The following is a 26,044-nucleotide window of genomic DNA, read 5'->3' on the forward strand; positions in this document are numbered from 1 at the left end:
ACCTCAACCACAAAAAGCTTGTAGGTTGTTGTTTGTCTTTATAGATTGTACTATTATAGAAGACACTAAAATCTTGAATCTGAAAGGGTTGTTGTAGAATGAACTTTAGTCTTGTAGATCCTGTCAGATATATGTTGTACATTTAAGGGTGACCTATTATGAAATCGATATATCTGGATCATGCCGCATCAACTCCGGTGCACCCGGAAGTTGCCCAGCGGATGATGAATGTGATGACAGGCCAATACGGCAACGCTTCAAGCGTCCATGCCTTTGGACGAGAAGCGAAGAAGATTATAAGCGGGGCGCGTGATCAAATCGCGGCCCTTTTAGGATGCCAGTCGGACGAGCTGGTGTTTACCGCAGGCGGAACCGAAAGCGATAATCTGGCTATTTTGGGAATGCTGGAATCGCTCGGAACGAAGGGCAAACACGTCATTACATCAGCGATCGAGCACCATGCAGTGCTTCATACATGCCATGAGCTGGAACGGCAGGGCTGTGAGGTGACCTATGTCCCTGTAGACAGTACAGGGCGTGTGTCCGTGGAGGACATTGTCGGCGCGATCAAAGACAACACGGTGCTTGTGACGATTATGTACGGTAATAATGAAGTAGGCACTGTTCAACCGATTGCTGAGATCGGCGAGGTATGCCGCAGCCGGGGAATTGTGTTCCACAGTGATGCTGTGCAAGCTCTGGGCTCAGAGGCAATCTCATGCCGCGACCTGCCGGTGGATATGTGGAGCTTCTCCGCTCACAAAATCAACGGGCCGCAGGGCGTTGGGGCTTTGGTTGTCCGCAGAGGACTCAGTGTATCCCCACGCCTGTTCGGAGGGCTGCAGGAGAAGAAACGTCGTGCCGGAACCGAGAATATGGCTGGAATAGCCGGTTTTGCAGCGGCTGTGGAATTGGCCGTGAGAAACATGGAGCAGCGTATTCAGCATTACAGCGGGCTGAGATCAACCCTGCTTCAGGGTCTTCGTCAGGAGATTGGCGAGGATTCTTTTGTGATCAACGGAAACCTGGATCATTACCTACCTCACATCCTAAATATCAGCTTTCCTGGTTCCAACACGGAGTCTATGCTGATGAACCTCGATATGGAAGGGATTGCGGCAGCAAGCGGCTCAGCCTGCACGTCGGGATCTCTGGAAGTATCCCATGTACTCCAATCCATGAAACTTTCTGACCCTGTTTTGCGCTCTGCGATTCGTTTTAGTTTCGGTTTGGGTAATACTACTCAAGAAATGGAGTACACTGCCCAAAAAATTGGAACCATCCTTAATCGGTTACGTAAATAGATGTTAAGGGATTTCTCCTTCTAAGGAAAAGGGGGTATGCGTTCGTCCATTTCATCCTTTGAGATTGGCCGTTAGTCGGATGTCGTTTTGACCGGCGGTTGATTTTAAACCCATGGAGGATGAGGAGGTGTCCACCGTATTATGAAACTTCAAGAAATGATTGGACTGGCTGTATTCGACGTGGAGAACGGTAAGGAAATCGGCAAAATCCACGATTTTATACTAGATGAGAACTGGTTGATCACCGGATTGGAACTGGACGGCAAGGCTTTGTTTTCCACTCATGTGAAAAGCGTCTCATGGGAAGATATTGTAGCCTATGGGGAAGATGCCGTCATGATTCGCAACCAGGAGGCTGTCCGAAAGCTGGGCGCCAATGATATACCGCTTACGTACCTGTTGGGCAAGCGCAAACTGAAAGAGATGCAGGTCTTGACCGAGGATGGAATCCTGCTTGGACGTATATCGGATGTTTATTTTGAGCAGGAACAGGGCAATACAATACTAGGGTTAGAAATATCTGATGGATTTGTATCGGATTTGATCGAAGGTCGCAAATGGCTGCCTTGCACAGCGGAAATGGCTATCGGCGAGAGTGCCGTCATGGTACCCCCGATGAGCGAACAGCGTCTGGAAAAAGCCATTAATTCTGTGAACGGATAGGGTGAGGTAGGATGAAATGTCCAAACTGTAGTTCCAAAGATATCGGAAAGATTGGCTCCCACCAGTTTTATTGCTGGGGTTGCTTTATCGAATTGACAGTCAACGGAGAGAAAATGTCAGTATACCAAGTAGAAGAGGACGGCACGCTCAGCTCGCTGGATGACCTGTTCTTCGGCGATGAAATGCAGCCGGATTTCCCTCAAATACACGCGTCCTCTTAAAGTGCGCGTACATATTACAAGATAAACGACTCCTTGCCAAAGGCCGATGCGGCTGTATAGCAGGAGTCTTTTTTCATGTCCGCTGCTGGAAATCTTAGTTTATTTCTGGAAGCTTGTACATATACTACAGGATAGCTTGCGAAAAAGGAGGGTACCCTGTGGAACAGCTGACGGAGAGCAAGTGGTTTCGATTATTGGTATGGTTGATGCTTGGATTGATCTCTCTTTACTTTGTCTGGCTGCTGCGTCCGCTGTTTCTGGATGTCTATCGATTTCTCAAGGCTGTTCTGGCACCATTTCTGGTTGCCATGATCATATCTTATGTGCTCAATCCGGTTGTATGCATGCTCTCCGACCGCAAAGTTCCCCGCAGCATGGCCGTGCTGATCATTTATGCCGTCTTTCTGACCTCGCTCGCGGTCATTCTGATTAATATGATTCCGATGCTGATTCGGCAGCTGGAAGAGCTTAATGAGCATCTGCCCGAATTAACAATGAATGCTCAAAGTCTCATGACCAATCTGGATAGCAGGCTGCTGCCGCCTGGGGTTCGCACGGGGATGAACAGCTGGTTCTTTCAGATGGAATCGAGGCTCGCTGGCGGCATCACGGCTTTTATGGACAATATCGGCAACACCATCAACATCCTGTTTAATGTATTGATTGTTCCGTTCCTGATCTTTTACATATTAAAAGATTTTGAGGTGTTCCAGCGAACCGCCGTATCGTATCTGCCCCGGAGTCATCGCAAATCAATTGTCATGCTGCTTAAGGAGATCGACACGGCGCTTGGGAATTATGTCCGCGGGCAGTTTCTGGTGTGCTTGATCATCGGCGTTCTGGCTTACGTGGGGTATATTATCGTGGGCATGCCTTACGCACTGCTGCTGGCCAGCATCGTGGCGGTGTTCAACATCATTCCGTATTTAGGCCCTTTTCTCGGCGCGGCTCCTGCGCTTGTGATGGCATCCACCATTTCATGGAAGATGGTGCTGCTTGTGGTGGTTGTGAATATGATCTGTCAGACGCTGGAGAGCAACGTCATTTCACCCCAAGTGGTGGGAAAAAAGCTGCATATGCATCCACTGTTGATCATTTTTGCCCTGTTAGTCGGGGGGCAGTTGGCAGGAACGGTGGGCTTGATTTTGGCTGTGCCCGTTTTTGCTGTCATCAAAGTGCTGCTGCAGCATTTTTTTGCCTATTATGTAAGAAGGAAATCAGGCTGATTGCTCCAATACAGACTTGTCATGCTCCTGCATTGACAGATAGATTCACCCTAGATATACTTGAAATGTTAGATCCATAACCGTACAAATCGATGAGAAAATCAAGTAGGCTTAGAGTACCTTGCTCAGAGAACAGGTTCCTTACGGGCAATCATCCGTCTGGCTGCGAGAACCTGGAAGTGTCCCAAGCTGAACAGCTAATTTTTGAGTGTGAGTCAAATTCACCGGCTGGCCCCCGTTATCAAGCTGCAACAAGGCGATCGTCACGTGCTTCTCCAGGGAACAGTCTGGAGCTGAAATGGGCGATAACCAGGGTGGTACCGCGAGAACATCGTCCCTGAATTATTTCAGGGGCGTTTTTTGTGTTTGGATGCAAGTCAATCCGATCCCTATATTACGACTGGAGGATGTGTAGAGATGAAAGCTAGTGAAATCCGTTCCAAATGGCTGGAGTTTTTTGCTGAGAAAGGCCACAATATTGAACCGAGTGCATCGCTTGTACCGCATAATGACCCGTCCCTGCTCTGGATTAATGCAGGTATGGCTCCGCTCAAGCCTTACTTTGACGGGCGCGTGAAGCCTGAGAATCCGAGAATTGCAAACTCGCAAAAATGTATTCGTACCAACGATATTGAGAATGTCGGCAAGACGCGCCGTCACCATACGTTTTTTGAAATGCTGGGCAACTTCTCCATCGGAGACTACTTTAAAGAAGAAGTTATCACGTGGGCCTGGGAATTTTTGACCGACAAGAAGTGGATCGGATTCGATCCCGAGAAGCTTTCTGTCACTGTTTATCCCGAAGACGAAGAAGCATTTAAATTGTGGAATGAAAAAATAGGTCTGCCGGAGAGCCGCATCATTAAGCTGCAGGATAACTTTTGGGAGATTGGCGAAGGTCCTTGCGGCCCTTGTACCGAAATTTTCTATGACCGTGGCGAAGAATACGGCAAGGGCACTCCGGAATCGGAGATGTTTCCTGGCGGAGAGAATGAACGCTGGCTTGAAGTGTGGAACCTGGTATTCACCCAGTTCAACCTGAACAAGGACGGCAGTTATACGCCGCTTCCCAACAAAAATATTGATACGGGCGCCGGTCTGGAGCGCTTTGCATCCATTCTGCAAAATGTAGACTCCAACTTCGACACCGATTTGTTCCAGCCTATTATTCAGAGAACGGCGGAACTGGCTGGCGTGAAATATAATGATTCTCCTGAGTATGATGTGGCCCTGAAGGTTATTGCCGACCATATTCGCACGGTTGTGTTTGCCGTAGGTGATGGCGTGTTGCCTTCGAATGAAGGACGCGGTTACGTGATCCGCCGTTTGCTCCGTCGTGCGGTGCGTTATGGCAAGGTGCTGGGGCTGGACAAACCGTTCATGTACACCTTGACTGAAACCGTGGGCGATATTATGGGAGTGTACTACCCGGAGGTCGTGGAGAAACGCGCATTCATTGAGAAGGTGGTTGCGACGGAAGAGGAACAGTTCCACAAAACGCTTTCGGATGGGCTCGGCATCTTGGCGGAGGTCAGCGCTGAAGCCAAAAAGCAGGGAAAATCGGTGATCAGCGGCAGCGACGCATTCAAATTGTATGATACCTATGGCTTCCCGTTTGATTTGACGGAAGATTATGCTTCTGAGAACGGTTTGACCGTGGACCGCGAAGGCTTTGACGCCGCGATGAAGGAACAGCGCGATCGTGCGCGTGCAGCCCGTCATGAGACGGAAAGCATGAAGATACAAGGTGGCGTTCTTTCCGATTATACGGTTAAAAGTGAATTTGTTGGATATAATGACACCGTTCGCGAGGCGAAAGTACTCGCCATCGTGTCCGATGACAGTTTTGCCGACAGCGTGAGCGAAGGCCAGACCTGTCAAGTCATTCTGGATGCTACGCCGTTCTATGCCGAAAGCGGCGGTCAGGTGAGCGATCAGGGTGTTTTGGAGGGCGGATCTGTCCGTGCCCGAGTCGAAGGTCTCTTCAAGGCTCCTCATGGACAGCATGTACACTTTGTAACTGTAGAACTCGGCGAGCTTAAAGTGGGCGATACCGTGACAGCGCAGGTGAATGCCTCCATGCGCAATGATATCGTCAAGAACCATACGGCGACTCACCTTCTGCACAAAGCGTTAAAAGAAGTGTTGGGCGATCATGTGAACCAGGCAGGTTCCCTGGTTGAGCCGCAGCGTCTGCGTTTTGACTTCTCCCATTTTGGCAGCATCACGCAAGAGGAGCTTGGCGATATTGAGCGCCGGGTTAATGAGCAGGTATGGAAGAGCATCCCGGTTGTCATCGAACGGAAGGGCATTAACGAAGCAAAAGCAATGGGCGCCATGGCTTTGTTCGGAGAGAAGTACGGCGACATCGTCCGAGTGGTTCAAGTCGGCGATTACAGCATCGAGCTTTGCGGCGGATGTCATGTGGGGAATACGTCCCAGATCGGAATCTTTAAGCTGCTGGGCGAGAGCGGGATCGGATCGGGCGTACGCCGGATTGAGGCGGTAACGGGCCGCTATGCTTACGAGCATCTGGAGGAACAGTTGGATCTGCTCAAACAAGCCGCCGGCCTGCTGAAGAGCAATCTTACGGATGTGCCGAAGCGGATTGAGGGCCTGAATCAACAAGTGAAGGATCTTGCCCGCGAGAACGAGTCCCTGCAAGGCAAGTTGGGAGCCATTGAGGCCAGCCAATTGACCGATAAAGTGAAGCAGGTTGGAAATACGCCTCTGCTTGCTGTGGAAGTACAGGCAGGCAGCATGGACGGACTTCGGGGTATCGCCGACGAATTGAAAGGCAAATTGCCGGATGCCATTCTGGTACTCGGTTCCAAGGCAGACGACAAGGTGAATTTTGTTGTAGCTGTTCCGCAGGATCTGGTGAAAAAGGGCTACCATGCAGGCAAGCTCGTTAAGGAAGTGGCTTCGGTATGCGGCGGTGGCGGTGGCGGCCGTCCGGATATGGCGCAAGCCGGAGGCAAGGATGCTTCCAAGCTTGCCCAAGCGCTGCAGCACGCAGAGGAACTTGTGGCCAAGGGCGTATAACCTTTCTTGTCCAGATTGTGTACAGCAAACCGGAATCAATATTTTTGCTGTACACAATCCTGAATTTTTTGGAACACTTCCTAAATATTTCGCTTTGGATTTCCGTAGAGACTTAGGGTTATGTTATGATATAACTAGATCAAGCTGGTAAATATTTATTCGACGAAGCATGGTAAATCATGTTCTTTGAAGAAGCGAGGTGTGTCACACATGGACTCCATGGATAAGACAGTCAAGTTCAATGTAAAAGGTGATGAGAAGGAGGCTTCCGCCCAGGACATTCTACTTTCGGTATATGATTCGCTGGTAGAGAAGGAGTACAATCCGATTAACCAAATCGTAGGGTATCTTTTGTCCGGGGATCCAGCTTATATACCTCGGCACAATAATGCCAGAAGTTTGATCCGGAAGAAAGAGCGAGATGAATTGATTGAAGAACTGGTCCGGTTCTATTTAGCCAGTCACCGTTAGGAGTACACAGGGATGAAGAAAATCATGGGATTAGATTACGGGGACCGCAGAATCGGTGTTGCCATAAGCGATGTGTTCGGATGGACGGCCCAAGGGGTTGAAGTTATCGAACGCCGCCGTGATGAAGGTGAGCTGGTCAGGATTGCCACACTCGTCAAAGAGAACGAGGTCGGTGAGGTTGTAGTCGGCTTGCCTAAAAATATGAATGGCACGATTGGTCCACGGGGCGAAATCTGCATGGAATTCGCAAATACATTGCGAGAGTCCCTATCCTTGCCCGTTCACCTTTGGGATGAACGGCTATCAACAGTATCCGCTGAAAGGACATTGCTTGAAGCCGATGTCAGCCGAAAGAAGCGAAAACAGGTTGTAGATAAGATGGCGGCAAGCTTGATTTTGCAAAACTACTTGGATTCTAAAAGGTAAAGGTGAGGGTGATAACAATGGCTAATGAGCATATTGGTATGGAAGAAGAACCGGAAATTATTTATATTCCCGATGATGAAGGCAACGAGGAAGAATTCGAAGTCATCATGAAATTCGAGGTTGATGGCTCGGATGCTAAATATATGATGGTTGTACCAAGAGAGTCCGCAGACGAAGAAACAGACGAGGTCTACGCCTTCCGTTATGAGGAAGATGGAGAAGATCTGAAATTGTTTATGATTGAAGACGATGAAGAATGGGCCATTGTTGAGGAAACCTTCAATACGCTCGTGGATGAGCTGGACGGGAGAGACGAATGATGACTGATTTTTCGGTTGAAAATATCGTATGGACCCAAGTACTTAAGGAAGCATTCGGTGAGAGTGTGGAGCTTGAGGACGACAAAGGCCATATCGAGGTATATGATATTGCCGCCGAATTTGAAGTGGATGGCCAAGGATATGCCATTCTGGTTCAGCCGGACCGTACGGATGAGGAGTACGAGGTGCTTCGTATCGTAAAGGATGCGGATGGCGGATTGGAACTCTCAACCATCGATGATGACGAGGAATGGGAGAACGTATCGGAGCTGTACGATGAGCTGACGTTTCCCGAGGGAGACGAGGATTAATTGTTCTCGTAAGAGGCACGTGCTTACGTTTTCAAATGAAAGTTCAGGAAGGGGCGGAGCTTGTCCGCCCCTTTTGGTGTGAAGGGATGAGTAGATTGAAGAAACTGGCTATTGCGGTATTGGTTCTGATCCTTATTGCCGGCGGAGGCTTGTTCTACATTTGGAACGGTTTACAGCCTGTTACAACCTCTGAAACACCGGTTGAATTCACGGTGGAGTCCGGAATGAGCACATCATCCATTGCCGATCTGCTTGAGGGCAAGGGTCTGATCAAGAACGCCCTTATACTTAAAGGTTATCTGAAGATTACGAACGAAGGCAGCCGGCTTATGGCCGGCACATATGAGGCTACACCGGGAACCCCCTTCAAGGAGCTGCTGTCCAAGATGAGCAACGGTGAAGTGAAGGCGGAGGAAATGGTCCGGTTCACCATTCCTGAGGGTTACACCATTCTCCAGATGGCAGAAACCATCGCTCGTGAGAGCGGAATCGATGAGAAGGAATTTCTGGATGCTGTGGATCAGACTACCGGTTGGGACGTACCGATTGTAGGTGAGATCCCGGAAGGAACGGATCTCAGGCACCATCTGGAGGGCTATTTGTTTCCTGCAACCTACGATGTGCCGAAGAAGGATCTAACAGCTAAAGGCATTGTGGAGACCATGCTCAAGGAAACCGAGAAACGTCTTGCGGAAATTCCTGATTTGCAGAGCCAACTGGAGGCACGCGGCGTGACGTTCCATGAGCTCATGACCATTGCTTCACTGGTTGAGCGGGAAGTGGTTGCAGAACAGGAGAGAGCTCTTGTAGCCGGCGTTATCTATAACAGGCTGGAAGAAGATATGCGGCTTGAGATTGATGCGACTGTTCAATACCTGTTAGATAAACCGAAGGAACGGTTGCTTTATGCTGATCTGGAGGTTGAAAGCCCGTATAACACCTACCGACAAAAGGGGCTGCCGCCCGGTCCAATCTCGAGCCCGAGTTTGGAGTCCATTCAGGCCGCTCTGAATCCGGAGAAATCAGACTATTTGTTCTACGTAACCAAGAAAGACGGTACGCAAGAGCATTTGTTTGCTAAAACGTATAAAGAGCATTTGAAAAACATTGAGAAGAGTAAGAAAATGGCACAACCATAATATGACTTGATCAAAAGATCCGAATTCAATAGACAGGATCCTTTTTGGACAACCCCGAATAGGGAGGAAATATTTCATGAGTATCAAACCTGAATTATTGGCGGCTGCTGGTTCCTTGGAAGATGCTGCTGCTTACCTGGAAGCGGGAGCGGATGCTTTGCTGGTTGGTGAAGATCGTTTTGGCATGCGTCTGCCCGGCAGTCTGACCTTGAACGACATTCGTCAAGTAGTCCAGCATGCGCATGGACAGGGAAGTAAAGTGTATGTAAGCTTAAATAACCTGATGACCAATGATTTGCTGCCTGAGCTTCCTGCTTATGTCAAGGCACTGGGTGAAATCGGCGTGGATGCGGTGGAGTTTAACGATCCGTCCGTACTTACTGCGGTGAAGGAGCTAGCTCCTCAGATTAAACTGCACTGGAATGCGGAAATGACGGCCACAAACTACTCAACGTCCAATTACTGGGGGAGCAAAGGCGCATCCCGGGTCATTCTTGCGCGTGAATTAAATATGGATGAAGTAACGGACATGAAGCCGCTGCTTCAAGTGGAAGCACAGGTTCAGGTCCATGGCATGACCAATATCTACCATTCCAAGCGGCGTCTGGTGAACAGTTATATGTCGCAGCAAGGTAGACCCGTAAATGAAGGCAGTTTGGACAAGGAACGGGGACTGTTTCTCATTGAGGCTGAGCGCCAAGACGAGAAATATCCCATTTACGAAGACGTCAACGGAACTCATATTATGAGTTCGGAGGATATTTGTATCCTCGAGGATCTGCATCTGTTGATGGCAGCCGGTCTTGACAGCTTTAAGGTGGAGACGCTGCTGAAGCCGCGCCAATATAATAAGCTTGTGATAAGCATTTACCGCAAGGCGATTGATTTATATACTGCGGACCCTTCTTCCTATGCATTTCAGGAGGATTGGATGGATGAAATTCGTGCCATTCAGGATCCGGAGCGAGAGTTATCGTTTGGATTTTTCTATAAGGAACAAGTTTATTAAGGAGTGTACAGCATGGAAGCAATGGCACAGCCAAAATACAAGGGCAAACGCTATCGCCTGGACAAGCCAGAACTGCTCGCCCCGGCTGGTAATTTGGAAAAGTTGAAATTTGCGGTGCACTACGGCGCCGATGCAGTTTATATTGGAGGACAGAAATACGGTCTTCGTTCGAACGCGGACAATTTCAGCTTCGAGGAAATGAAGGAAGGCGTGGAGTTCGCCAAGAAATACGGTGCTAAAGTATTCGTGGCAACCAATATCTACGCGCATAATGAGGACGTAGAGGGGATTGAATCCTATCTGCGCAGCTTGGAGGAAGCGGGCATCGCAGCGATTATAGCCGCAGATCCGGCCATCATTGAGGTTGCCAAGCGTGCCGCGCCCAAACTTGAGGTTCATCTGAGCACACAACAGTCTACGCTTAATTGGCAGGCCGTGAAGTTCTGGAAGGATGAAGGATTACCAAGGGTTGTGCTGGGCCGCGAGACGAGCATAGAAGAAATTGCAACGATTAAAGAGCATGTTGATATTGAGATCGAAGCCTTTATTCATGGTGCGATGTGTTCCTCCTTCTCCGGACGCTGTGTGTTGTCAAATCATTTTACGGATCGTGACTCCAACCGGGGCGGCTGCTGCCAATCCTGCCGCTGGAAATACGATTTGTTTGAGGATGGAAGAGAAGATAACGGCAACTGGGTATCCGAAGAGGTGCAGATGATGGAACAGCGGGCATCGAGGCCGTCTCCATTCAAGCCGGGCGTTACACAGATTCCGTTGTTTCAACCGGAGGACAACCAATTTACCATGGGGTCGAAGGATCTTTGCATGCTGGAGCATATTCCGGACCTGATTGAGGTCGGCATTGACAGCTTCAAGATTGAGGGCCGGATGAAATCCATTCATTACGTAGCTACGGTTGTTAATGTGTACAGACAGGCGATTGATTCCTATATGGCAGACCCTGAACATTACGTGCTGAAGCCGGAATGGATCGAGGAAATCAACAAAGCGGCCAATCGACCGCTGAATACCGGATTCTTCTATGATACCCCGGATCATGAGGACCATATCTATGAACCGGAAGAGAAGGCCGTGCCTTATGATTTTGCCGGATTGGTTATGGCGTATGACAAGCACTCAGGTACAGCTGTAATACAGCAGCGAAACCATTTTAAGCCTGGTGACGAAATTGAGTTTTTTGGCCCAGAAGGTACCTTCTTCAAGCAGGTAGTTGGCCCTATTCAGGATGAGGATGGAAATGAGCTGAACGCGGCACGGCATCCCTTACAGCTTATTCGCTTGCAAGTGGATCAGCCGGTGCGTAACTTTGATATGATGCGAAAGCGCAAAGGGTAAAAAAGATATAGTTCTATATAACTACACATATGAGAATCCGGGTCCGTGGATGGACCTTGGATTCTTTTTATTTTCAAAAAAATTAGGAGTAATGGATTATTTTTTTGCGAAAACCCAAAGGAAAACACCTCCAATTGTCGAAATAAAAAGTAACGAATACGTTCAAGAGATTAGCCGGCGTATTAATATTATGATTGTGGTAGGTGAACAGCTAATGTCAGAAGTCGAACAGCATGATAAGAAGCCGAAAAGAGACAAGAAGCTCGGGGGAAACAAAGAGAAAAAGAAAGCACCTTCGGCATCAACGGGAATACATAATGCAAAGTCGTTCATTTCAAACATGGGAACGGCCATCAGCCGAATGCCTGTGAACCCGGCAAAATCCGTAGGGATCCGGTTGTTTTTAATCTTTTTGTCAGCGATCGTATTTTTTGTTATCGTGTTGGGTTATCTCTCTTACAGTAAAGCGAAGAGCACCATTGAGAAGAATGCTGCCAACGGCAATCAGCAGACGATCATTCAAACTTCTGAGAAAATCGACATCATCTTGGATAAGTACGAGAACGCTGGACGGCAAATTTTCTATGATATTGAACTGCAGAAGCTGTTGTCAGAGTACTCGGATAAAAACTTGAGTGATTATGATTCGTTTACCGTAGAACGCAGCATTCGGGATAAACTATCTAACCAAATCACGTCAGATTCGTCCATCAGGGCTATTTATCTGATCCCTGACAAAGGTGAGAAGATGATCTCGGCGGGGCAAACCTCGGAGACCTCCAAAACCGTGCTTGAACAAAGCTGGTATACAGAGCTGAAGGATGGCGACAAAAAGATTGTGTGGCTGCCAACAACGCAGAACAGCGGAGCTCCGTACTTTACGATTGCACGCTCTCTTGGATCAATGAATGATCTGACTTCTACGTACGTTGTTATGTTTGAACTTAACGCTTCCGTACTGGATACGCAACTGAAGGGGATTGACCTGGGTGAAAACGGCCAGCTGCAGTTGATCAGCCCAGAGGGCACGATTGTATCCTCCAGTGAGAGTTCGATCGTGGGTTCAGAGACAGCTTGGGCATTTACAAAGGAATTCAAGGCAGAAACGAAGACGGATAACGTAAGAACCAAGGATGAGAACGGCAAGCAGGTATTGGCCGTTTATAATACGCTGAGCACCAATGATTGGAAGCTTGTGGGATCGGTTCAAACCAGTGAACTGACGAAGGATGCAACGAGCATTTTGACAATTACGCTGATAGTGGCAGCCGTTGACGTTATATTCGCCATACTGATCGGTATTTGGATGGTGAGAATGATTGCCCGTCCATTAGGCAAGCTCAACCTCCTGATGAAGGAAGGCGCAAAAGGTAATCTGAATGTTCGCACAGACCATAAGAGCCAGGATGAAATCGGTCAGCTCTCCGCAAGTTTTAACGATATGATGGAGCAGATTACCGGCCTCGTGCAGCAAACAAGCAATACGGCTCAGGAAGTACTCAAGACGGCTGCAGAGTTAAGTGATGCCTCGAAGAAAACGGCCATCTCTGCAAAAGAAATTGCCGTTGCCACCGAGGAGATTGCGAACGGAGCCAGCAGCTTGGCAGTTGAAGCCGAGCGCGGCAGCGATCTGACCAACAATATCTCGAAGCAGATGCAAATTGTTGTTACGGCTAACGATGAGATGGGCAAATCGGCCCGTCATGTGGAAAGCTCCAGTGAGCTGGGCACGAAGCATCTGAGCGACTTGCTCGACAAGACACACCAGACCGAGGATATGACACGTTCCATGATGCACAAGGTGGATGGCTTGAAGGAAACGACTTCTTCGGTTGTCAAAGTGCTGGATGTACTTCAGAACATCACGAAGCAAACGAACATCCTTTCCTTGAATGCAATGATTGAAGCGGCCCGTGCAGGAGCAGCGGGCAAAGGGTTTATGGTTGTCGCCGATGAAATCCGCCAGTTGGCGGACCAGTCCAGGCAATCCATAGATATGGTTAGCCAGATCACAGACCGTATCATGACCGAAATGAATGAAACCGTTCAGGTACTGCTGGATGCAAATCCGCTGTTCAAAGGCCAGATGGATGCCGTGAAGGAAACGAATGACATCTTCGTATCCGTCCAGCAGCAGATGGTAGACTTTATCGAACGTTTGGATTCTGTAACGCATTCCATTGATGAGCTGAACGAATCCCAGAATGTGCTCTCTGAAGCGATGAGCAACGTCAGTGCGGTTGCCGAGGAATCCTCGGCGACTTCCGAAGAGGTAGCTTCTCTCTCAACGGAGCAGCAAAGTGTTAGCAGTCAGTTGGTTAATCTGTCATCACAGCTGGAAAATGTATCGAATGAGCTTAAAGAGACCTTGTCTCGCTTTAGACTGTAATATTCCATTCATAGACTGCTCTATCAGTTAAGACTGATGGAGCAGTCTTTTTTGTCTACCCGGCTCACTCATTACCTTCTGATAATCCTCCCCTATCAGTTCAATGTGATTGATTCAGGTTCCACATGGAAATAATGGAGAAACAAAGAACTAATTGGAGGAGCAGGACATGAGGCTGATCCGAAATAAGCGAATTACATACGGATGGCTGATATTGACGATGCTTATCGCCATTTTGACCCTAAGACTCGCATGGGTGCAGCTTGTGATGAAACATCAGCGGGTCCCCGGCAGTCGGCATACGATGGTTGAGGCCTCCCTCATACAGCGCGAACGAGGCATTGTGCTGGATTCTGGCCGCGGTCAATTTACAGACCGGAACGGAAAGCCGCTCACGGGTAAGCTGGTTTGGACAGTGGTGTTGTTCCCGGTAAGCGAGAAAGAGCTGAAGGACTCCCATAATCAGTTAGTTCAGCTGGCCCGCATCCTGGGGACAAATAAGGATCGTTTGGTACAGACATGGGGCAAGCTAAAGGAGCCGAAGTTGTGGCATGGAGAGAATACGGTCATTCCTCGTACCCTAACCAAAGCTCAGATCCAGCAGATCCAAGAGCTTGAACTTCCCAAACTGAAGGTTCTTCCTTATGAGCAGCGCTACGGCAATCGCCAATCGGGCATGCAGTGGCTTGGTTTTGTATCCGGCCAGCGGAAGGAGAATCTGTTTTTTCGTGATTATCCGGAGGTTACGGGGACGAGCGGTTTGGAGAAAACGATGGATTCACTGATACGGGGAGAAGGTCCTACCATCGTTTATTTTCCAGTCAACAGTACCAATGAGGTGATACAGGATATCAAGCCGATGGTAAAGGCGCCGGATAATCCGTACTATCCCTTGAGGGTATCCACAACGATTGATATTGATATTCAAAAAGGGATCGAAGCTATAACGGAGAAAGCGGGCATGAAGGAAGGGGCCGTTGTTGTACTGGATGCGCACAATGCCGATATTGTTTCTATGGTCTCAAGGCCGTTCTATAATCCGGAGCAGATTCATCCAAAGGACGGGCAGTGGGAAAATCGTGCCTTGAAAGCGGCAACTCCTGGCTCCATTTTCAAAATTGTCACGGCATCTGCAATTCTTGAGCATGATTTAAGCTCCCCTGAAGAGCACTTCCATTGTGACGGCGAATACGGCAAGTTCGGACTTTCCTGCTGGAAAGAGGGAGGACATGGAACGATTGGGCTTCGCGAGGGTTTTGCCGAATCATGTAATGTCGTCTTCGCTACCCTTGCGGAAAGATTATCCGCACAGCAAATAGCGGATGCGGCATCGGCGCTTGGTTTTGGGCAAACTGTGGGCTGGAGATCACAGGAATTCTTAGGTCTTCGTTCTTTTGTTCCATTGGACCATGAGGAGAAGGGGACGGTATTCTCGGACTCCGTGGATGCTTCTGATGCAGGGGTTAGGGTACAGACTAGCATAGGGCAAAGGGATGCGGCCGTGTCCCCGCTGCAGGCGGCAAATGCGATTGTGACTCTGCTTCACGGCGGTGTAAAGACCAAACCTCGTATTCTACAACAGATTCGGTACGCTAATGGCCAATTGCTTCAGGATACCCATCCGCTTAAGGAGCGTAAGTCAGCACAAGGTATTTCCCGGGAAACCTCATCCATTCTGCTGGAATGGATGGAGGATGTGGTTCAAGAGGGGACAGGCAGTTCTTTGAAAAACCGGAAATGGACACTTGCAGGGAAATCTGGAACGGCTCAGGTAACCGTAAAGGGCCGTCCCCGAAACAACCAGTGGTTTGTCGGTTACGGCCCCGTGGAGAAGCCACGATACGCTGTGGCTGTGTTGGTGGAGAATCGGAGTCCAAGCAGCAGCAATCAGGCGACGGAGATATTCGGTCAGGTTTCTGACTTCTTGGCTTCGGTTGAATCGCCCTCGGGCTCGGGCTCCGCATAAGAGCGGGACATGTCCCAAGGAGACACATCGAATTCTTCTCTCGGCAGATGAATCCATTGCTGCAGGTATCCTTGTGTAAGCAATTCCTTAATGAGAATCAGCAGGATCGGAGCCAGAATCAAACCGGCAACTCCAAATATGGACAGCGAAATCATCATGAAGGACAACATCAAAAATGCAGATGAGACGCCAATTGAGTTGCCTGTAATCTTCGGTTCAAGCAGTTGTCTGGAGATCATGACAACCGCCAGCAGAACGATTAGTCCAATGGCAAGCCCTGTATTGCCGACAATAAACAAATAAACAATCCACGGAATAAGAATAACGGGAACACCCAGCAGCGGCAATACATCGAATACAGCACAGATAAGCGCAATGGACAGCGAGTTGCCTGTACCTAATATCAACAGCCCTATGTATACAATAACAAACGTAATGCTGACCAGCTTCATCTGAGCTTTTAAATAAGAACCGATCGCCTTAAATACATTTTCCTTCAGAAAGACAAAGGCCATCTTGAAGGTTTTGGGCGTTTTTTCTTTTGCGATTCTCCGCCAGCTGCCAATCTCAATGCTCAGGAAAAAGGCGAGAATGATCGCTACCCCGAAGCTGGTGATGAACGAGGAGAATGAACCCATGAAACCAACGATATAATGAAAGAACGACTCGGCAGCCCCTTGAGCAAAAGCGGTAATGTCTTGAAAATAGCCGTTAACCCGTTCTGTCAGATCAGGCGGCAGTGCCTCGAGCTTGCTTTGCAGGAAGATCAGACCCTCGGAGAAATGTTTTTGAATCGTTGCGGTGTAAGCCGGCAAATTCTCCTGCAGGTTCATGAACTGCGATACAATGAGTGCCCCTGCTCCGAACAAGATGCCGAGGATAATCAGCAGGAAGAGCAGAACGGATATCGCGGCGGCAAACGGCTTCGGAAGACCCCTGCGGTGCAGGAATTTGGATAAAGGCTCAATAATCAGGAAAACGAGGAAAGATAAAAACACGGGAGCCGCAATCTGGTAAAGCTTGCTGAATATGTACATGACCAGGTAAACCGTAAGTACGATTAATCCAATATCGAAAGCGGTTCTCCAATATTTTTTATACAAGGGAAGCATAGTGGAATATCGGCTCCTTTATACTTTATTAATTGATATCATTGTACACGATTTGTGAAAAAAAAGCCTATTTCTTTAAGTGCTATGCTAAAATAATAATAGTGTGTTAATTAGAAAAAGAAAGAAAAAGCGGGGAGTTAGCATGCAAACATTACTGCTATGGTTGTTTTACCTTTCATCTTTTTATGCATTTATTCCCGGCATCCTGACCCGAATATTTGGTTTCCGAGTATTTCGCAGGGGCACAGGCACAAATGAGTTCGCCTTAACCTTTGATGATGGGCCTGATCCTCTCTATACGCCAAGGCTTCTGGATCTTCTGAAGCAGTATGATATGAAAGCGACCTTTTTCCTGGTTGGTTCCCATGCAGAGAAACATCCAGAAGTTGTAAAACGCATTCATCACGAAGGCCATCTGATCGGGATCCATAACTATGTTCACAAGAGCAACTGGCTGATGAGACCTGTGACGGTTCGTAAGCAAGTAAAGCGAACGGATGATATTATCTACACCATAACTGGTGAACGTTCAGGTTATTACCGACCGCCTTGGGGAATTGTGAATCTGTTCGATTTTGCCAAGAATACCGGTTGTCGCATCATCTTGTGGTCATCCATGTTTAATGACTGGCGCAGCAAGATCGGCGCTGACAAACTGACTCAGCGAATGCTAGCCAAGCTTCGCGGCGGCGAGGTGATGCTGCTTCATGACTGCGGGACGACCATGGGAGCAAACCCGGACGCACCGGAGCAGATGCTCATCGCATTGGAGCGTGTACTGAATGCCGCAGAGCAGAAGGGGATGAGAAGTATCCGAATCGACGATATGATGGCTAAGGAGAGCAAAGCGAAAGCGAGGAAGCTGTCTCCTCTGAAGCGCGTGATGGTTTCATTGTGGCTTTTGTGGGAAAAAGTCTTTCATGCCGTGTTTGCACTCGAAACGGTCTCTCCTTCAGACCCGATGCTCCATTTCCGTAAACGGCCGTTTGCCGGGAAAACCGTCGTGATGGAGGATGGGAGCCGCCTGGAAAAGGGAGACGAGGTCCTTGAGCTTCATTTTGACAACAAAAAATTGTTCGAGATTGGCAGCCGCTCCCGTTCGGAGGTGCAGCTTGCGATTAAAATGATTCGCGCCGTGCAGAACGATCTGCCTTCCCTCGCCAATATGGTGCTGGAGCGTCCCGAATTCAAGGATGTCAAAGGTTTGTATGCCGTTACCATGATTTCACGGGGACCGGAGCAGTTCGGATTTCATGTCATGGATTTACCGCGGGGGCTGTTCGCAAGTTCGACCAGACTGTATCTTAAACTGCTGCTCAGTGTTATTCATCCCAAAGGTCAGGCCCGCCTGAAGGAAGGAAGCCAGATGATGGAGCCGAAAATGCTCATGATGCCAGTGGACGTTCTGATCGAACGTTATGCTGAGAAGAAGACACAGGTTCAGCCTCCAAAGGAGGAACCGCAGCAATTGCAGCAGGAACAGATGGGGGATTTGGCAGTTGCCAGCGCATCGCAAGGAATGTAAGTGGATAGATTGGACTTTTTACTGCTATCATGATTGATTATTACATTGAATGTTCATCGATATAAAAAAGGGGGTTATTCCCGCAGGCTGTTCAATGCCTGCGAGGAATAACCCCCTTTGCTATGCTGTAATTAGATTTTCAATACGCCGCCTGAGCTTGCATTCGTTACAAGCTTCGAATAGCGGGCGAGGTAACCGGTTTTAACTTTTGGCTCGAAATCGACCCATTTGCTGCGGCGAATCGCCATTTCTTCATCACTGACGCCCAGCAATTGAATGGTGCGGTTGATCAGATCAAGCTCAATAATATCGCCATCTTCAACGAATGCGATAGGTCCGCCTTCGGCAGCTTCCGGCGAGATATGACCGATACTGATACCACGGGAAGCACCGGAGAAGCGTCCGTCCGTGATCAGGCCGACTTTGGCTCCAAGACCCATACCGGCGATTTGCGAGGTTGGTGCCAGCATTTCTGGCATACCCGGACCGCCTTTAGGACCTTCATAACGAATGACAACCACATGGCCTTCCTTAACTTTGCCGTTGGCAATGCCACTAAGCGCCTCATCCTGGGAGTTGAAGCAGATGGCAGGCCCCTTATGATACCCGCCAACCGACGCATCAACAGCGCCGACCTTGATGATGGAACCTTCAGGAGCCAGGTTGCCGTACAGGACAGCGAGTCCGCCGCGCTCGGAATAAGGACTGTCAATCGGATGGATAACGTTGGTGTCCTGGATTTCACAGCCTTCCACGTTCTCCGCCAGCGTCTTGCCGGTTACGGTGATACGATCTCCATGCAATGCACCCGGTTTCTTGAGGAGCTCGTGCAGGACCGCACTAACACCGCCTGCCAAGTGTACATCCTCGATAAAGTAATCCGAAGCTGGAGCGAGTTTGGAGATGTGAGGAACACGGTCGGCAACTTCATTGATACGCTCAAGCGGATAATCGAGACCAGCTTCATGAGCAAGTGCCAACGTATGCAGCACCGTATTGGTGGAACCGCCCATGGCCATATCCAGTGCAAACGCGTTGTCAATCGCTTCAACCGTTACGATATCGCGCGGCTTGAGATCCATTTTCACAAGTTCCATCAATTGTGTAGCTGATTGTTTTACGAATTCCTTACGCTCTTCAGCGATGGCAAGGATGGTACCGTTGCCCGGCAGAGCCAGACCCAGCGCCTCGGCAAGGCAGTTCATGGAATTGGCCGTGAACATGCCCGAACATGATCCACAAGTGGGACATCCGAATTGTTCCAATTCCAGCAGCTCATCATCATTGATTTTACCAACCTGGTGAGCTCCGACTCCTTCAAATACAGAGGTCAGGGACAATTTGCGTCCTTTGCTGTCCACGCCGGCTTTCATCGGTCCGCCGCTGACAAAAACTGTCGGGATGTTAACGCGAAGGGCGCCCATCAGCATGCCCGGCGTGATTTTGTCGCAGTTCGGAATGCAGACCATACCGTCGAACCAGTGAGCGGATACGACCGTCTCCAAGGAGTCCGCGATGATCTCGCGGCTTGGCAGTGAGTAACGCATGCCGATATGTCCCATGGCGATGCCGTCATCAACCCCAATGGTGTTGAATTCGAATGGAACGCCGCCCGCTTCACGAATCGCTTCTTTCACGATTTTTCCGAATTCCTGCAGATGCACATGACCGGGAACGATGTCGATGTAGGAGTTACATACGGCGATAAACGGTTTGCCGAAATCCTCTTCCTTAACGCCTGCTGCACGCAGAAGGCTGCGGTGCGGTGCGCGGTCAAAGCCTTTCTTGATCATGTCTGAACGCATTTTTTTGGTTGCCATGATGTCGATTTCCCCCCAGATCTATTATAAAATTGTTGCGCTTTAGCGCGGTCTTCCGGCAAAGCAGCCGGGTACCTGTGAACAGCGAATAGGTTTTAAATGAGTCTATCACAAAAAGGTAGGTTTTTCTACATGATATTAATTAGGAAACAATGGAGGGAGGCCTGTTGCTGCGGCATGAAAAGAGCCTGTCCCATGAATGGGAGCAGGCTGCTCATTCGAGTGTTTATCATTATTTCTTGCCGCCTTTGCGGCCGATTTCCTGATAGAATTCACGATCATGATTCCGCGAGGTGGCTTCGCCGCCTTTCTGACCGATTTCCTGGTAAAACTCGCGGCTGTGGTTTTTGGACGTCGCTTTGCCGCCCTTTTTGCCGATTTCCTTATAGAACTCGCGGCTATGATTCTTTGCTGTCGCTTCGCCGCCAAGACGTCCAGCTTCTTCGCGGGTCATCTTGCGATTGCCGTTTTGTGCCATCACAAATCACTCCTTTTCCGTCGTATTTGCTATGCGTATATGTTACTTACCACGACTTATTTGTCATGAATCAAAACAATCGACTAAAGATTGGTAAATGTCAGTTTGGGATGAATTTCTGAAGGAAAGCGGCAATTCCGCTTAAATCAGAGTTTATTTCATGGTTTAATAAGAGTATGATCATGAATAGGATAGGGAGGTTTTATGACATTGCCGTTTTTTCAAGTGAAGGGACACTCCATTCCCTGCAAAGCGATCTTGTTTGATAAAGACGGTACGCTGCTCCATTTCATGGCGCTGTGGGGAGGCTGGGTCGAGTATGTCCTCAAGTACATGGAGGAGCGGCTGGGGCTGATGGGAGCCGGCTTCACGCTGCCCACAGAGAAGGTGCTGGGCACAAAGCATGATGTAAGCGGGCGCGTGTCCGGTTACGATGTCAGGGGGCCGCTCGCCATGGGGACCGTGGAAGAGACGACGGGGCTGCTGGCATGGCAACTGTACGCAGCGGGAATGCCTTGGAACGAAGCCATTGTGCAGGTCAATCAGATCACGAAAAATGCGATGTATGAAGTTCGTCAGCGAAAACCGGCATTTCCGATGCCGGGGCTGGAAGATTTTCTGAGGAAATGCAGTTTGGCCTCTGTGAAAATGGCAGTGGTCACGTCCGATCAGACCTCGGGTGCACTGGAACAGCTGGAGTGGATGGGGCTGCGCTCTTATTTTACCGTCATTATAGGAAGAGATCAGGTTGGAAACGGTAAGCCGCATCCGGAGATGACCGAAACGGCATGCGGTCTCCTCGGAGTGAAGCCGGAAGAAACGGTTGTCATCGGTGACAGCAATGGGGATATGCAGATGGCCAAACAAGCAGGTGCGGCCCTGGCCGTAGGGTTGTTGACGGATGAAGGGGACACATCACATCTAACAGATGCCGATGTTGTCATATCCGATTATAATGAATTAGACGTGCACAGGTAGACGTGATATTTTTAGGGCTGTACGGAGGTGTTTAGAGTGGAGAACAGGGAGAAGATCGAGCAGTTGGCAACATGGATCGAAGCGAGCGACTACATTGTTTTTTTCGGGGGCGCCGGTACCTCCACGGAGAGCGGAATACCTGACTTCCGTTCAGCAGCCGGGCTTTACCAGAGCGAGCATCAATCGCCATATCCGCCGGAGGTTATGCTTAGCCACACGTTTTTTATGAAGCATCCGGACGTGTTTTATGATTTTTACCGAAGCAAGATGCTTCATCCGAATGCACAGCCAAACGGCTGTCACCGGCTATTGTCGAGGCTTGCATTTGACGGGAAGCTGAAAGCGGTGATTACGCAAAATATCGACGGACTCCATCAGAGCGCAGGATGCTCCGATGTGATGGAGCTTCACGGCTCTGTACACCGCAATTATTGCATGGATTGCGCAAGGTTCTACAGCCTGCAGGATATTATGGACATTAAGGAAGTTGTCCCGCGCTGCAAGGATTGCGGTGGGCTGATCAGACCGGATGTCGTGCTGTATGAAGAGGAGCTGGACCAGAACATTATTATGCGCTCGATTCAGGAAATATCGACAGCGGACTTGCTGATCATCGGCGGGACTTCCCTGACGGTTCATCCTGCGGCTGGGCTGATATCCTATTTTCAAGGAAGCAAGGTGGCTCTGCTGAATGCAGATCCGACCCCGTACGATCACCGGGCCGGCCTCTTGATCGCCGATCGGATCGGGCAGGTCATGACACAAGTGGATAAGCTGATCAGCACGTAGCGGCGACAGCTGCGGCGTGTTGCTGCACGCATAACTGTAATCGTTTTCTTGTCAAAGTCCAGCGAAACACGTTAAGATGAATTTAGCAATGGATCTATTCACTTTAGAGAGGCAGGGATTGCAAGTGACCTATGTGGCTAGCGAAGACCGCTATGAAGGAATGAAATATAACCGTGTGGGGCGTTCCGGGCTGAAACTTCCGGCAATCTCTCTTGGATTATGGCATAATTTCGGTGGTATCGACACGTATGAAAACGGGCGGAGCATGGTTACGCGTTCCTTCGATCTGGGCATTACCCACTTCGATCTGGCGAACAATTATGGACCGCCTGCAGGATCTGCCGAAGAGACATTTGGCAAAATTCTCTCCCGTGACCTCAAAGCCTACCGCGATGAAATCGTTGTTTCATCCAAAGCGGGTTATTACATGTGGCCTGGGCCATACGGGGACCATGGTTCACGTAAATATCTGGTGTCAAGTCTCGATCAGAGTCTGAAGCGGATGGGCCTGGATTACGTCGATATTTTCTATCATCATCGGATGGATCCGGAAACGCCGCTTGAAGAAACCATGGTCGCCTTGGATCATCTGGTACGTTCCGGCAAGGCGCTTTATGTTGGGGTGTCTAACTATTCGCCGGAGAAGACGCGGGAAGCGATCTCCATTCTGAAAAGCCTGGGCACTCCGCTGCTTATTCACCAGCCGAGTTATTCCATGCTGGACCGCTGGGTGGAGAACGGTTTGCTCGATGTTCTGGACGAGAATGGTGTGGGAAGCATCGCGTTTACCCCGCTTGCCCAAGGACTCTTGACCAATAAATACCTGAACGGCGTACCTGGCGATTCGCGTGCGGCAAGCGCGTCCGTGTTCTTGAACGAAAGCAACATCACGCCTGAGGTGCTGCGCAAGATCAGGGCGCTGAACCAGATCGCGCAAGCGAGGAACCAAAGTCTTGCCCAATTTGCCCTGGCGTGGGTGCTTCGGGGCGGCAGAGTGACATCTGCCCTCATCGGCGCGAGCAAGGTAAGCCAGATCGAAGACAATGTGGCTGCCTTGAACAATCTGGAGTTCTCGAAAGAAGAGCTGGATCGCATTGAAGCGATTCTGAGGACGGAGAACGGATCAACTGCAGAGGGCCAGAATAATTGATGCAATAGCCAAACTAAACCTAGCGAAACGAAGAAGGAGCGCCTCAGGATGTATTACCCGGCCTGATATGCGCTCCTTTTTTGGTGCAAATATGATCATGAACTCGCTTATGGCTCCGTTGGTGTTGCTGCGGACATGATGTCCTTCCGGTATCGTGTTGGCGATCGGCCGACAAGGCGTTTGAATTGGCGCGAGAAATAAAGTGGGTCGGTCAGACCTACGGATGCGGAGACCTGCTCGATGGACAAATCGGGACGTTCGCGCAGCAGCCGCTTGGATTGGTCGATCCTTAATTTGAGCAGGTACGTAATCGGGGTCATGCCTGTTTCCTGCTTGAATATGCGCGACAAGTAAGCGCGGTTGTAACCCAGGCTCGCACACATCTGTTCGATGGAGACGGGGTGGGCATATTGGGAAGTCATGTAATTGATCATTTGCTTCACTGTGCGCTGAACCTGAGGCTCTGCAAGCGACAGCAGCGACGGGCGGTCGCTGCGGTTCAGGATCTCGGCACAGATCAGATGCAGGTAACCAATGGCGGCGATGTGGGAGCTTTCTTCCCTGGATTGAAAATGCTTCTGGATGAGGGAGACATATCCGGGAATCGGGTTGTTCGCCTCCATGAGATGCAGGACGGGCTTGTCGGGCGTGAGCCCCAGGCGATTCATTTCTTCACCGGCATGCTCTCCGTCAAAGGCGACCCACCGGTATTGCCACGGGCAACTCGCGTCAGATTCATAGCTGACAATCTGACCGGGATGGATGAGAAAGCAATCGCCGGGACCCAGCTGGTACATATCGGTTTCCGTTCGAAATATGCCATATCCTGATTCGATAATATGCAGCAAGTAATGATCGTATATTTTCGGCCCCAGGGCATGCTCAGGTCTGGTCTGGCTTTCCCCCGCAAATCGGACGTGGAGCCACCCGCTGCCCTGCTGGGCAGGATTTGAGGCAACAGAATAGGTTGGTTTCATCATAATTTTTCCTTTAGAATAGGATTGGGAAAATACGGGATTGCAGATTTGTTTTAATTATGAGTTTATTGTACCTCTTAAAGTCACATAAATCCATATGTAACACACAAGATTTCATTATCGTTAAACGAGGTTTCCATTATACTGAAGACAGTAAAACTACCATATGTACAGGATGGAGTGATGGGCAGTGACTACACAACAGCTTATGCAAAGATTCATGGACAAGCACGGAGAAAGCCGACATGAGGTTCGGATATTTAACGCACCCGGCAGGGTGAATCTGATCGGGGAGCATCTGGACTATAACGGAGGTTACGTTCTTCCGGCAGCCTTGGAGTTTGGCACAACCTTGATTATCCGTCCGCGTGACGATAAGAAGGTAAGCTTCTCTTCAACCAATATCCCTTATGAATTAACGATCAGCCTGGACGAGGATTACCGTTACAAAAGCGATCAATGGACGGATTATCCGGTTGGCGTCATTACGGAATTGCATAAAATAGGCTCCAATCTTAGCAGCGGGTATGACCTGCTCTACCATGGGGATATTCCTAACGGCGCGGGTCTGTCTTCCTCTGCCTCCATCGAAGTGGTCACAGCCTACGCGCTCTTGAGCATGGAGGGCAAGGCAGCGGATACCGTGGAGATCGCGAAGCTCTCACAGAGAGTGGAGAACCTGTTCGTTGGCGTCAATTCCGGCATCATGGATCAATTTGCCGTGGCTAACGGCAAGCAGGATCATGCCATTCTGTTAATGTGCGATACCCTTGAGTATGAGCTTGTACCGTTCCAGACGGGACCATATAAAATCGTGATTTCCAATACCAATAAACGACGGGGGCTTGTCGACTCCAAATACAATGAACGCCGAAGTGAGTGCGACCGTGCTTTGGAGATTTTGCAGAATGAGCTTCCTGCACTAACGTATCTCGCACAGCTGAACCCGGATCAATTCGTAACATTACAGGACAACATCCAGGATGAAACGGTCCGAAGACGCGCCCAGCACGTCGTGGAGGAGAACCAGCGCGTTCTTGATTCCGTGAAAGCATTGAAGAACGGGGATCTGGAATCGTTCGGTCAGTATATGAACCAGTCCCATGACTCCTTGCGTTATCTGTATGAAGTGACAGGCGATGAGCTGGACGCGCTCGTTGAGGAAGCCCAGCGCATCCCAGGAACGCTTGGTTCCCGGATGACGGGGGCCGGTTTCGGGGGCTGCACGGTGTCTTTGGTCCACGAGGATGCGGTGGAACGCTTCATAGCGGAAGTGGGGCAGCAGTATGAAAGCAGAACCGGACTGAAGCCGGATTTCTATGTATGCGGCGTTGGTCAAGGTGTGCATGAAGTGAAGGAGGGCAAATAA

Annotated in this window: 22 protein-coding genes and 1 pseudogene; 19 read left to right on the top strand and 4 right to left on the bottom strand. The window is 49.5% G+C overall.

Annotated features, from left to right (window positions below):
- The first annotated feature begins 158 nt into the window (after positions 1-158).
- The 14 genes from M2277_RS22780 to M2277_RS22845 all read left to right on the top strand — a co-directional run bounded on the left by M2277_RS22780 (position 159) and on the right by M2277_RS22845 (position 15,846).
- A complete protein-coding gene (locus M2277_RS22780) occupies positions 159-1,304 on the top strand; it encodes a cysteine desulfurase family protein (RefSeq protein WP_280755574.1) in 1,146 nt (381 codons plus the stop codon).
- Positions 1,305-1,445: 141 nt separating this feature from the next.
- Positions 1,446-1,967 carry a PRC-barrel domain-containing protein gene (locus M2277_RS22785; protein WP_006208864.1) on the top strand — a complete coding sequence of 174 codons (522 nt, stop codon included), beginning with the start codon at positions 1,446-1,448 and terminating at the stop codon, positions 1,965-1,967.
- An 11-nt stretch (positions 1,968-1,978) separates the two neighbouring features.
- Complete coding sequence (locus M2277_RS22790) at positions 1,979-2,188, top strand: hypothetical protein (protein WP_006208865.1); 210 nt, start codon at positions 1,979-1,981, stop codon at positions 2,186-2,188.
- A gap of 158 nt (positions 2,189-2,346) precedes the next feature.
- Positions 2,347-3,414, top strand: coding sequence for an AI-2E family transporter (locus tag M2277_RS22795; RefSeq protein ID WP_006208866.1), 1,068 nt, complete (start codon positions 2,347-2,349; stop codon positions 3,412-3,414).
- A 417-nt stretch (positions 3,415-3,831) separates the two neighbouring features.
- Complete coding sequence (alaS, locus tag M2277_RS22800) at positions 3,832-6,459, top strand: alanine--tRNA ligase (RefSeq protein WP_280755575.1); 2,628 nt, start codon at positions 3,832-3,834, stop codon at positions 6,457-6,459.
- Positions 6,460-6,669: 210 nt separating this feature from the next.
- On the top strand, positions 6,670-6,930 hold the full coding sequence (locus M2277_RS22805; protein WP_006208869.1) for an IreB family regulatory phosphoprotein: 261 nt from the start codon (positions 6,670-6,672) through the stop codon (positions 6,928-6,930).
- Positions 6,931-6,942: 12 nt separating this feature from the next.
- On the top strand, positions 6,943-7,356 hold the full coding sequence (gene ruvX, locus M2277_RS22810) for a Holliday junction resolvase RuvX (RefSeq protein WP_006208870.1): 414 nt from the start codon (positions 6,943-6,945) through the stop codon (positions 7,354-7,356).
- Between the two features lie 17 nt (positions 7,357-7,373).
- The gene (locus M2277_RS22815; RefSeq protein WP_006208871.1) at positions 7,374-7,676 is read left to right on the top strand and encodes a DUF1292 domain-containing protein; all 303 of its coding nucleotides are present in this window, start codon (positions 7,374-7,376) and stop codon (positions 7,674-7,676) included.
- Positions 7,676-7,987, top strand: coding sequence for a DUF1292 domain-containing protein (locus tag M2277_RS22820; protein WP_006208872.1), 312 nt, complete (start codon positions 7,676-7,678; stop codon positions 7,985-7,987). The genes M2277_RS22815 and M2277_RS22820 overlap by 1 nt, the downstream gene beginning before the upstream one ends.
- 95 nt (positions 7,988-8,082) lie before the next feature.
- Positions 8,083-9,126 (top strand): endolytic transglycosylase MltG, encoded by a 1,044-nt coding sequence (gene mltG / locus M2277_RS22825; protein ID WP_280755600.1) that lies wholly within the window; start codon positions 8,083-8,085, stop codon positions 9,124-9,126.
- 76 nt (positions 9,127-9,202) lie between these two features.
- Positions 9,203-10,135 carry a peptidase U32 family protein gene (locus tag M2277_RS22830; protein ID WP_006208874.1) on the top strand — a complete coding sequence of 311 codons (933 nt, stop codon included), beginning with the start codon at positions 9,203-9,205 and terminating at the stop codon, positions 10,133-10,135.
- Between the two features lie 12 nt (positions 10,136-10,147).
- Positions 10,148-11,491 carry a peptidase U32 family protein gene (locus M2277_RS22835; RefSeq protein ID WP_280755576.1) on the top strand — a complete coding sequence of 448 codons (1,344 nt, stop codon included), beginning with the start codon at positions 10,148-10,150 and terminating at the stop codon, positions 11,489-11,491.
- Between the two features lie 214 nt (positions 11,492-11,705).
- Complete coding sequence (locus M2277_RS22840) at positions 11,706-13,880, top strand: methyl-accepting chemotaxis protein (RefSeq protein ID WP_280755577.1); 2,175 nt, start codon at positions 11,706-11,708, stop codon at positions 13,878-13,880.
- Between the two features lie 169 nt (positions 13,881-14,049).
- Positions 14,050-15,846: a peptidoglycan D,D-transpeptidase FtsI family protein gene (locus M2277_RS22845; protein WP_063478885.1), complete on the top strand. Its 1,797-nt coding sequence runs from the start codon at positions 14,050-14,052 to the stop codon at positions 15,844-15,846.
- Here M2277_RS22845 and M2277_RS22850 read toward each other — a convergent pair.
- Positions 15,789-16,958, bottom strand: coding sequence for an AI-2E family transporter (locus tag M2277_RS22850; protein WP_006208878.1), 1,170 nt, complete (start codon positions 16,956-16,958; stop codon positions 15,789-15,791). The two genes, M2277_RS22845 and M2277_RS22850, sit on opposite strands and share 58 nt — an antisense overlap.
- A gap of 142 nt (positions 16,959-17,100) precedes the next feature.
- Between M2277_RS22850 and M2277_RS22855 the strand changes: the two genes are divergently transcribed.
- Positions 17,101-18,483, top strand: coding sequence for a polysaccharide deacetylase family protein (locus M2277_RS22855; protein WP_063478886.1), 1,383 nt, complete (start codon positions 17,101-17,103; stop codon positions 18,481-18,483).
- 131 nt (positions 18,484-18,614) lie between these two features.
- Here M2277_RS22855 and ilvD read toward each other — a convergent pair whose 3' ends face one another.
- Positions 18,615-20,303 carry a dihydroxy-acid dehydratase gene (gene ilvD / locus M2277_RS22860; protein WP_063478887.1) on the bottom strand — a complete coding sequence of 563 codons (1,689 nt, stop codon included), beginning with the start codon at positions 20,301-20,303 and terminating at the stop codon, positions 18,615-18,617.
- Positions 20,304-20,541: 238 nt separating this feature from the next.
- Positions 20,542-20,781 (bottom strand): annotated as a pseudogene (locus M2277_RS22865) (KGG domain-containing protein); the annotation flags it as partial.
- A gap of 210 nt (positions 20,782-20,991) precedes the next feature.
- Between M2277_RS22865 and M2277_RS22870 the strand changes: the two are divergent.
- From M2277_RS22870 to mgrA, 3 genes are all read left to right on the top strand, one after another.
- Positions 20,992-21,759 carry an HAD family hydrolase gene (locus tag M2277_RS22870; RefSeq protein ID WP_006208883.1) on the top strand — a complete coding sequence of 256 codons (768 nt, stop codon included), beginning with the start codon at positions 20,992-20,994 and terminating at the stop codon, positions 21,757-21,759.
- Positions 21,760-21,795: 36 nt separating this feature from the next.
- Positions 21,796-22,548, top strand: a complete 753-nt coding sequence (locus M2277_RS22875) for an NAD-dependent protein deacylase (protein ID WP_006208884.1) — start codon at positions 21,796-21,798, stop codon at positions 22,546-22,548.
- A gap of 124 nt (positions 22,549-22,672) precedes the next feature.
- Positions 22,673-23,698 (top strand): L-glyceraldehyde 3-phosphate reductase, encoded by a 1,026-nt coding sequence (mgrA, locus tag M2277_RS22880; protein ID WP_006208885.1) that lies wholly within the window; start codon positions 22,673-22,675, stop codon positions 23,696-23,698.
- Between the two features lie 107 nt (positions 23,699-23,805).
- Here the strand turns inward: mgrA and M2277_RS22885 are convergent, their stop codons facing one another.
- Positions 23,806-24,678, bottom strand: a complete 873-nt coding sequence (locus M2277_RS22885; RefSeq protein WP_063478888.1) for an AraC family transcriptional regulator — start codon at positions 24,676-24,678, stop codon at positions 23,806-23,808.
- A gap of 187 nt (positions 24,679-24,865) precedes the next feature.
- On the opposite strand from M2277_RS22885, the gene M2277_RS22890 reads away from it, so the two are divergent.
- A complete protein-coding gene (locus M2277_RS22890) occupies positions 24,866-26,044 on the top strand; it encodes a galactokinase (protein ID WP_280755578.1) in 1,179 nt (392 codons plus the stop codon).

The organism is Paenibacillus sp. LBL (assembly GCF_029893715.1).
In the GTDB taxonomy this organism is placed as follows: Bacteria; Bacillota; Bacilli; order Paenibacillales; family Paenibacillaceae; genus Paenibacillus_AQ; species Paenibacillus_AQ glucanolyticus.

Bases quoted from the DNA above. Each gene is read 5' to 3' on its own strand.
- M2277_RS22805 (WP_006208869.1), top strand. From the start codon at position 6,670: ATGGACTCCATGGATAAGACAGTCAAGTTCAATGTAAAAGGTGATGAG.
- ilvD (WP_063478887.1), bottom strand. From the start codon at position 20,303: ATGGCAACCAAAAAAATGCGTTCAGACATGATCAAGAAAGGCTTTGAC.
- M2277_RS22830 (WP_006208874.1), top strand. From the start codon at position 9,203: ATGAGTATCAAACCTGAATTATTGGCGGCTGCTGGTTCCTTGGAAGAT.
- M2277_RS22845 (WP_063478885.1), top strand. From the start codon at position 14,050: ATGAGGCTGATCCGAAATAAGCGAATTACATACGGATGGCTGATATTG.
- ruvX (WP_006208870.1), top strand. From the start codon at position 6,943: ATGAAGAAAATCATGGGATTAGATTACGGGGACCGCAGAATCGGTGTT.
- M2277_RS22855 (WP_063478886.1), top strand. From the start codon at position 17,101: ATGCAAACATTACTGCTATGGTTGTTTTACCTTTCATCTTTTTATGCA.
- M2277_RS22840 (WP_280755577.1), top strand. From the start codon at position 11,706: ATGTCAGAAGTCGAACAGCATGATAAGAAGCCGAAAAGAGACAAGAAG.
- M2277_RS22780 (WP_280755574.1), top strand. From the start codon at position 159: ATGAAATCGATATATCTGGATCATGCCGCATCAACTCCGGTGCACCCG.
- M2277_RS22785 (WP_006208864.1), top strand. From the start codon at position 1,446: ATGAAACTTCAAGAAATGATTGGACTGGCTGTATTCGACGTGGAGAAC.
- M2277_RS22820 (WP_006208872.1), top strand. From the start codon at position 7,676: ATGACTGATTTTTCGGTTGAAAATATCGTATGGACCCAAGTACTTAAG.
- M2277_RS22850 (WP_006208878.1), bottom strand. From the start codon at position 16,958: ATGCTTCCCTTGTATAAAAAATATTGGAGAACCGCTTTCGATATTGGA.
- M2277_RS22885 (WP_063478888.1), bottom strand. From the start codon at position 24,678: ATGATGAAACCAACCTATTCTGTTGCCTCAAATCCTGCCCAGCAGGGC.
- M2277_RS22835 (WP_280755576.1), top strand. From the start codon at position 10,148: ATGGAAGCAATGGCACAGCCAAAATACAAGGGCAAACGCTATCGCCTG.
- alaS (WP_280755575.1), top strand. From the start codon at position 3,832: ATGAAAGCTAGTGAAATCCGTTCCAAATGGCTGGAGTTTTTTGCTGAG.
- M2277_RS22790 (WP_006208865.1), top strand. From the start codon at position 1,979: ATGAAATGTCCAAACTGTAGTTCCAAAGATATCGGAAAGATTGGCTCC.
- M2277_RS22815 (WP_006208871.1), top strand. From the start codon at position 7,374: ATGGCTAATGAGCATATTGGTATGGAAGAAGAACCGGAAATTATTTAT.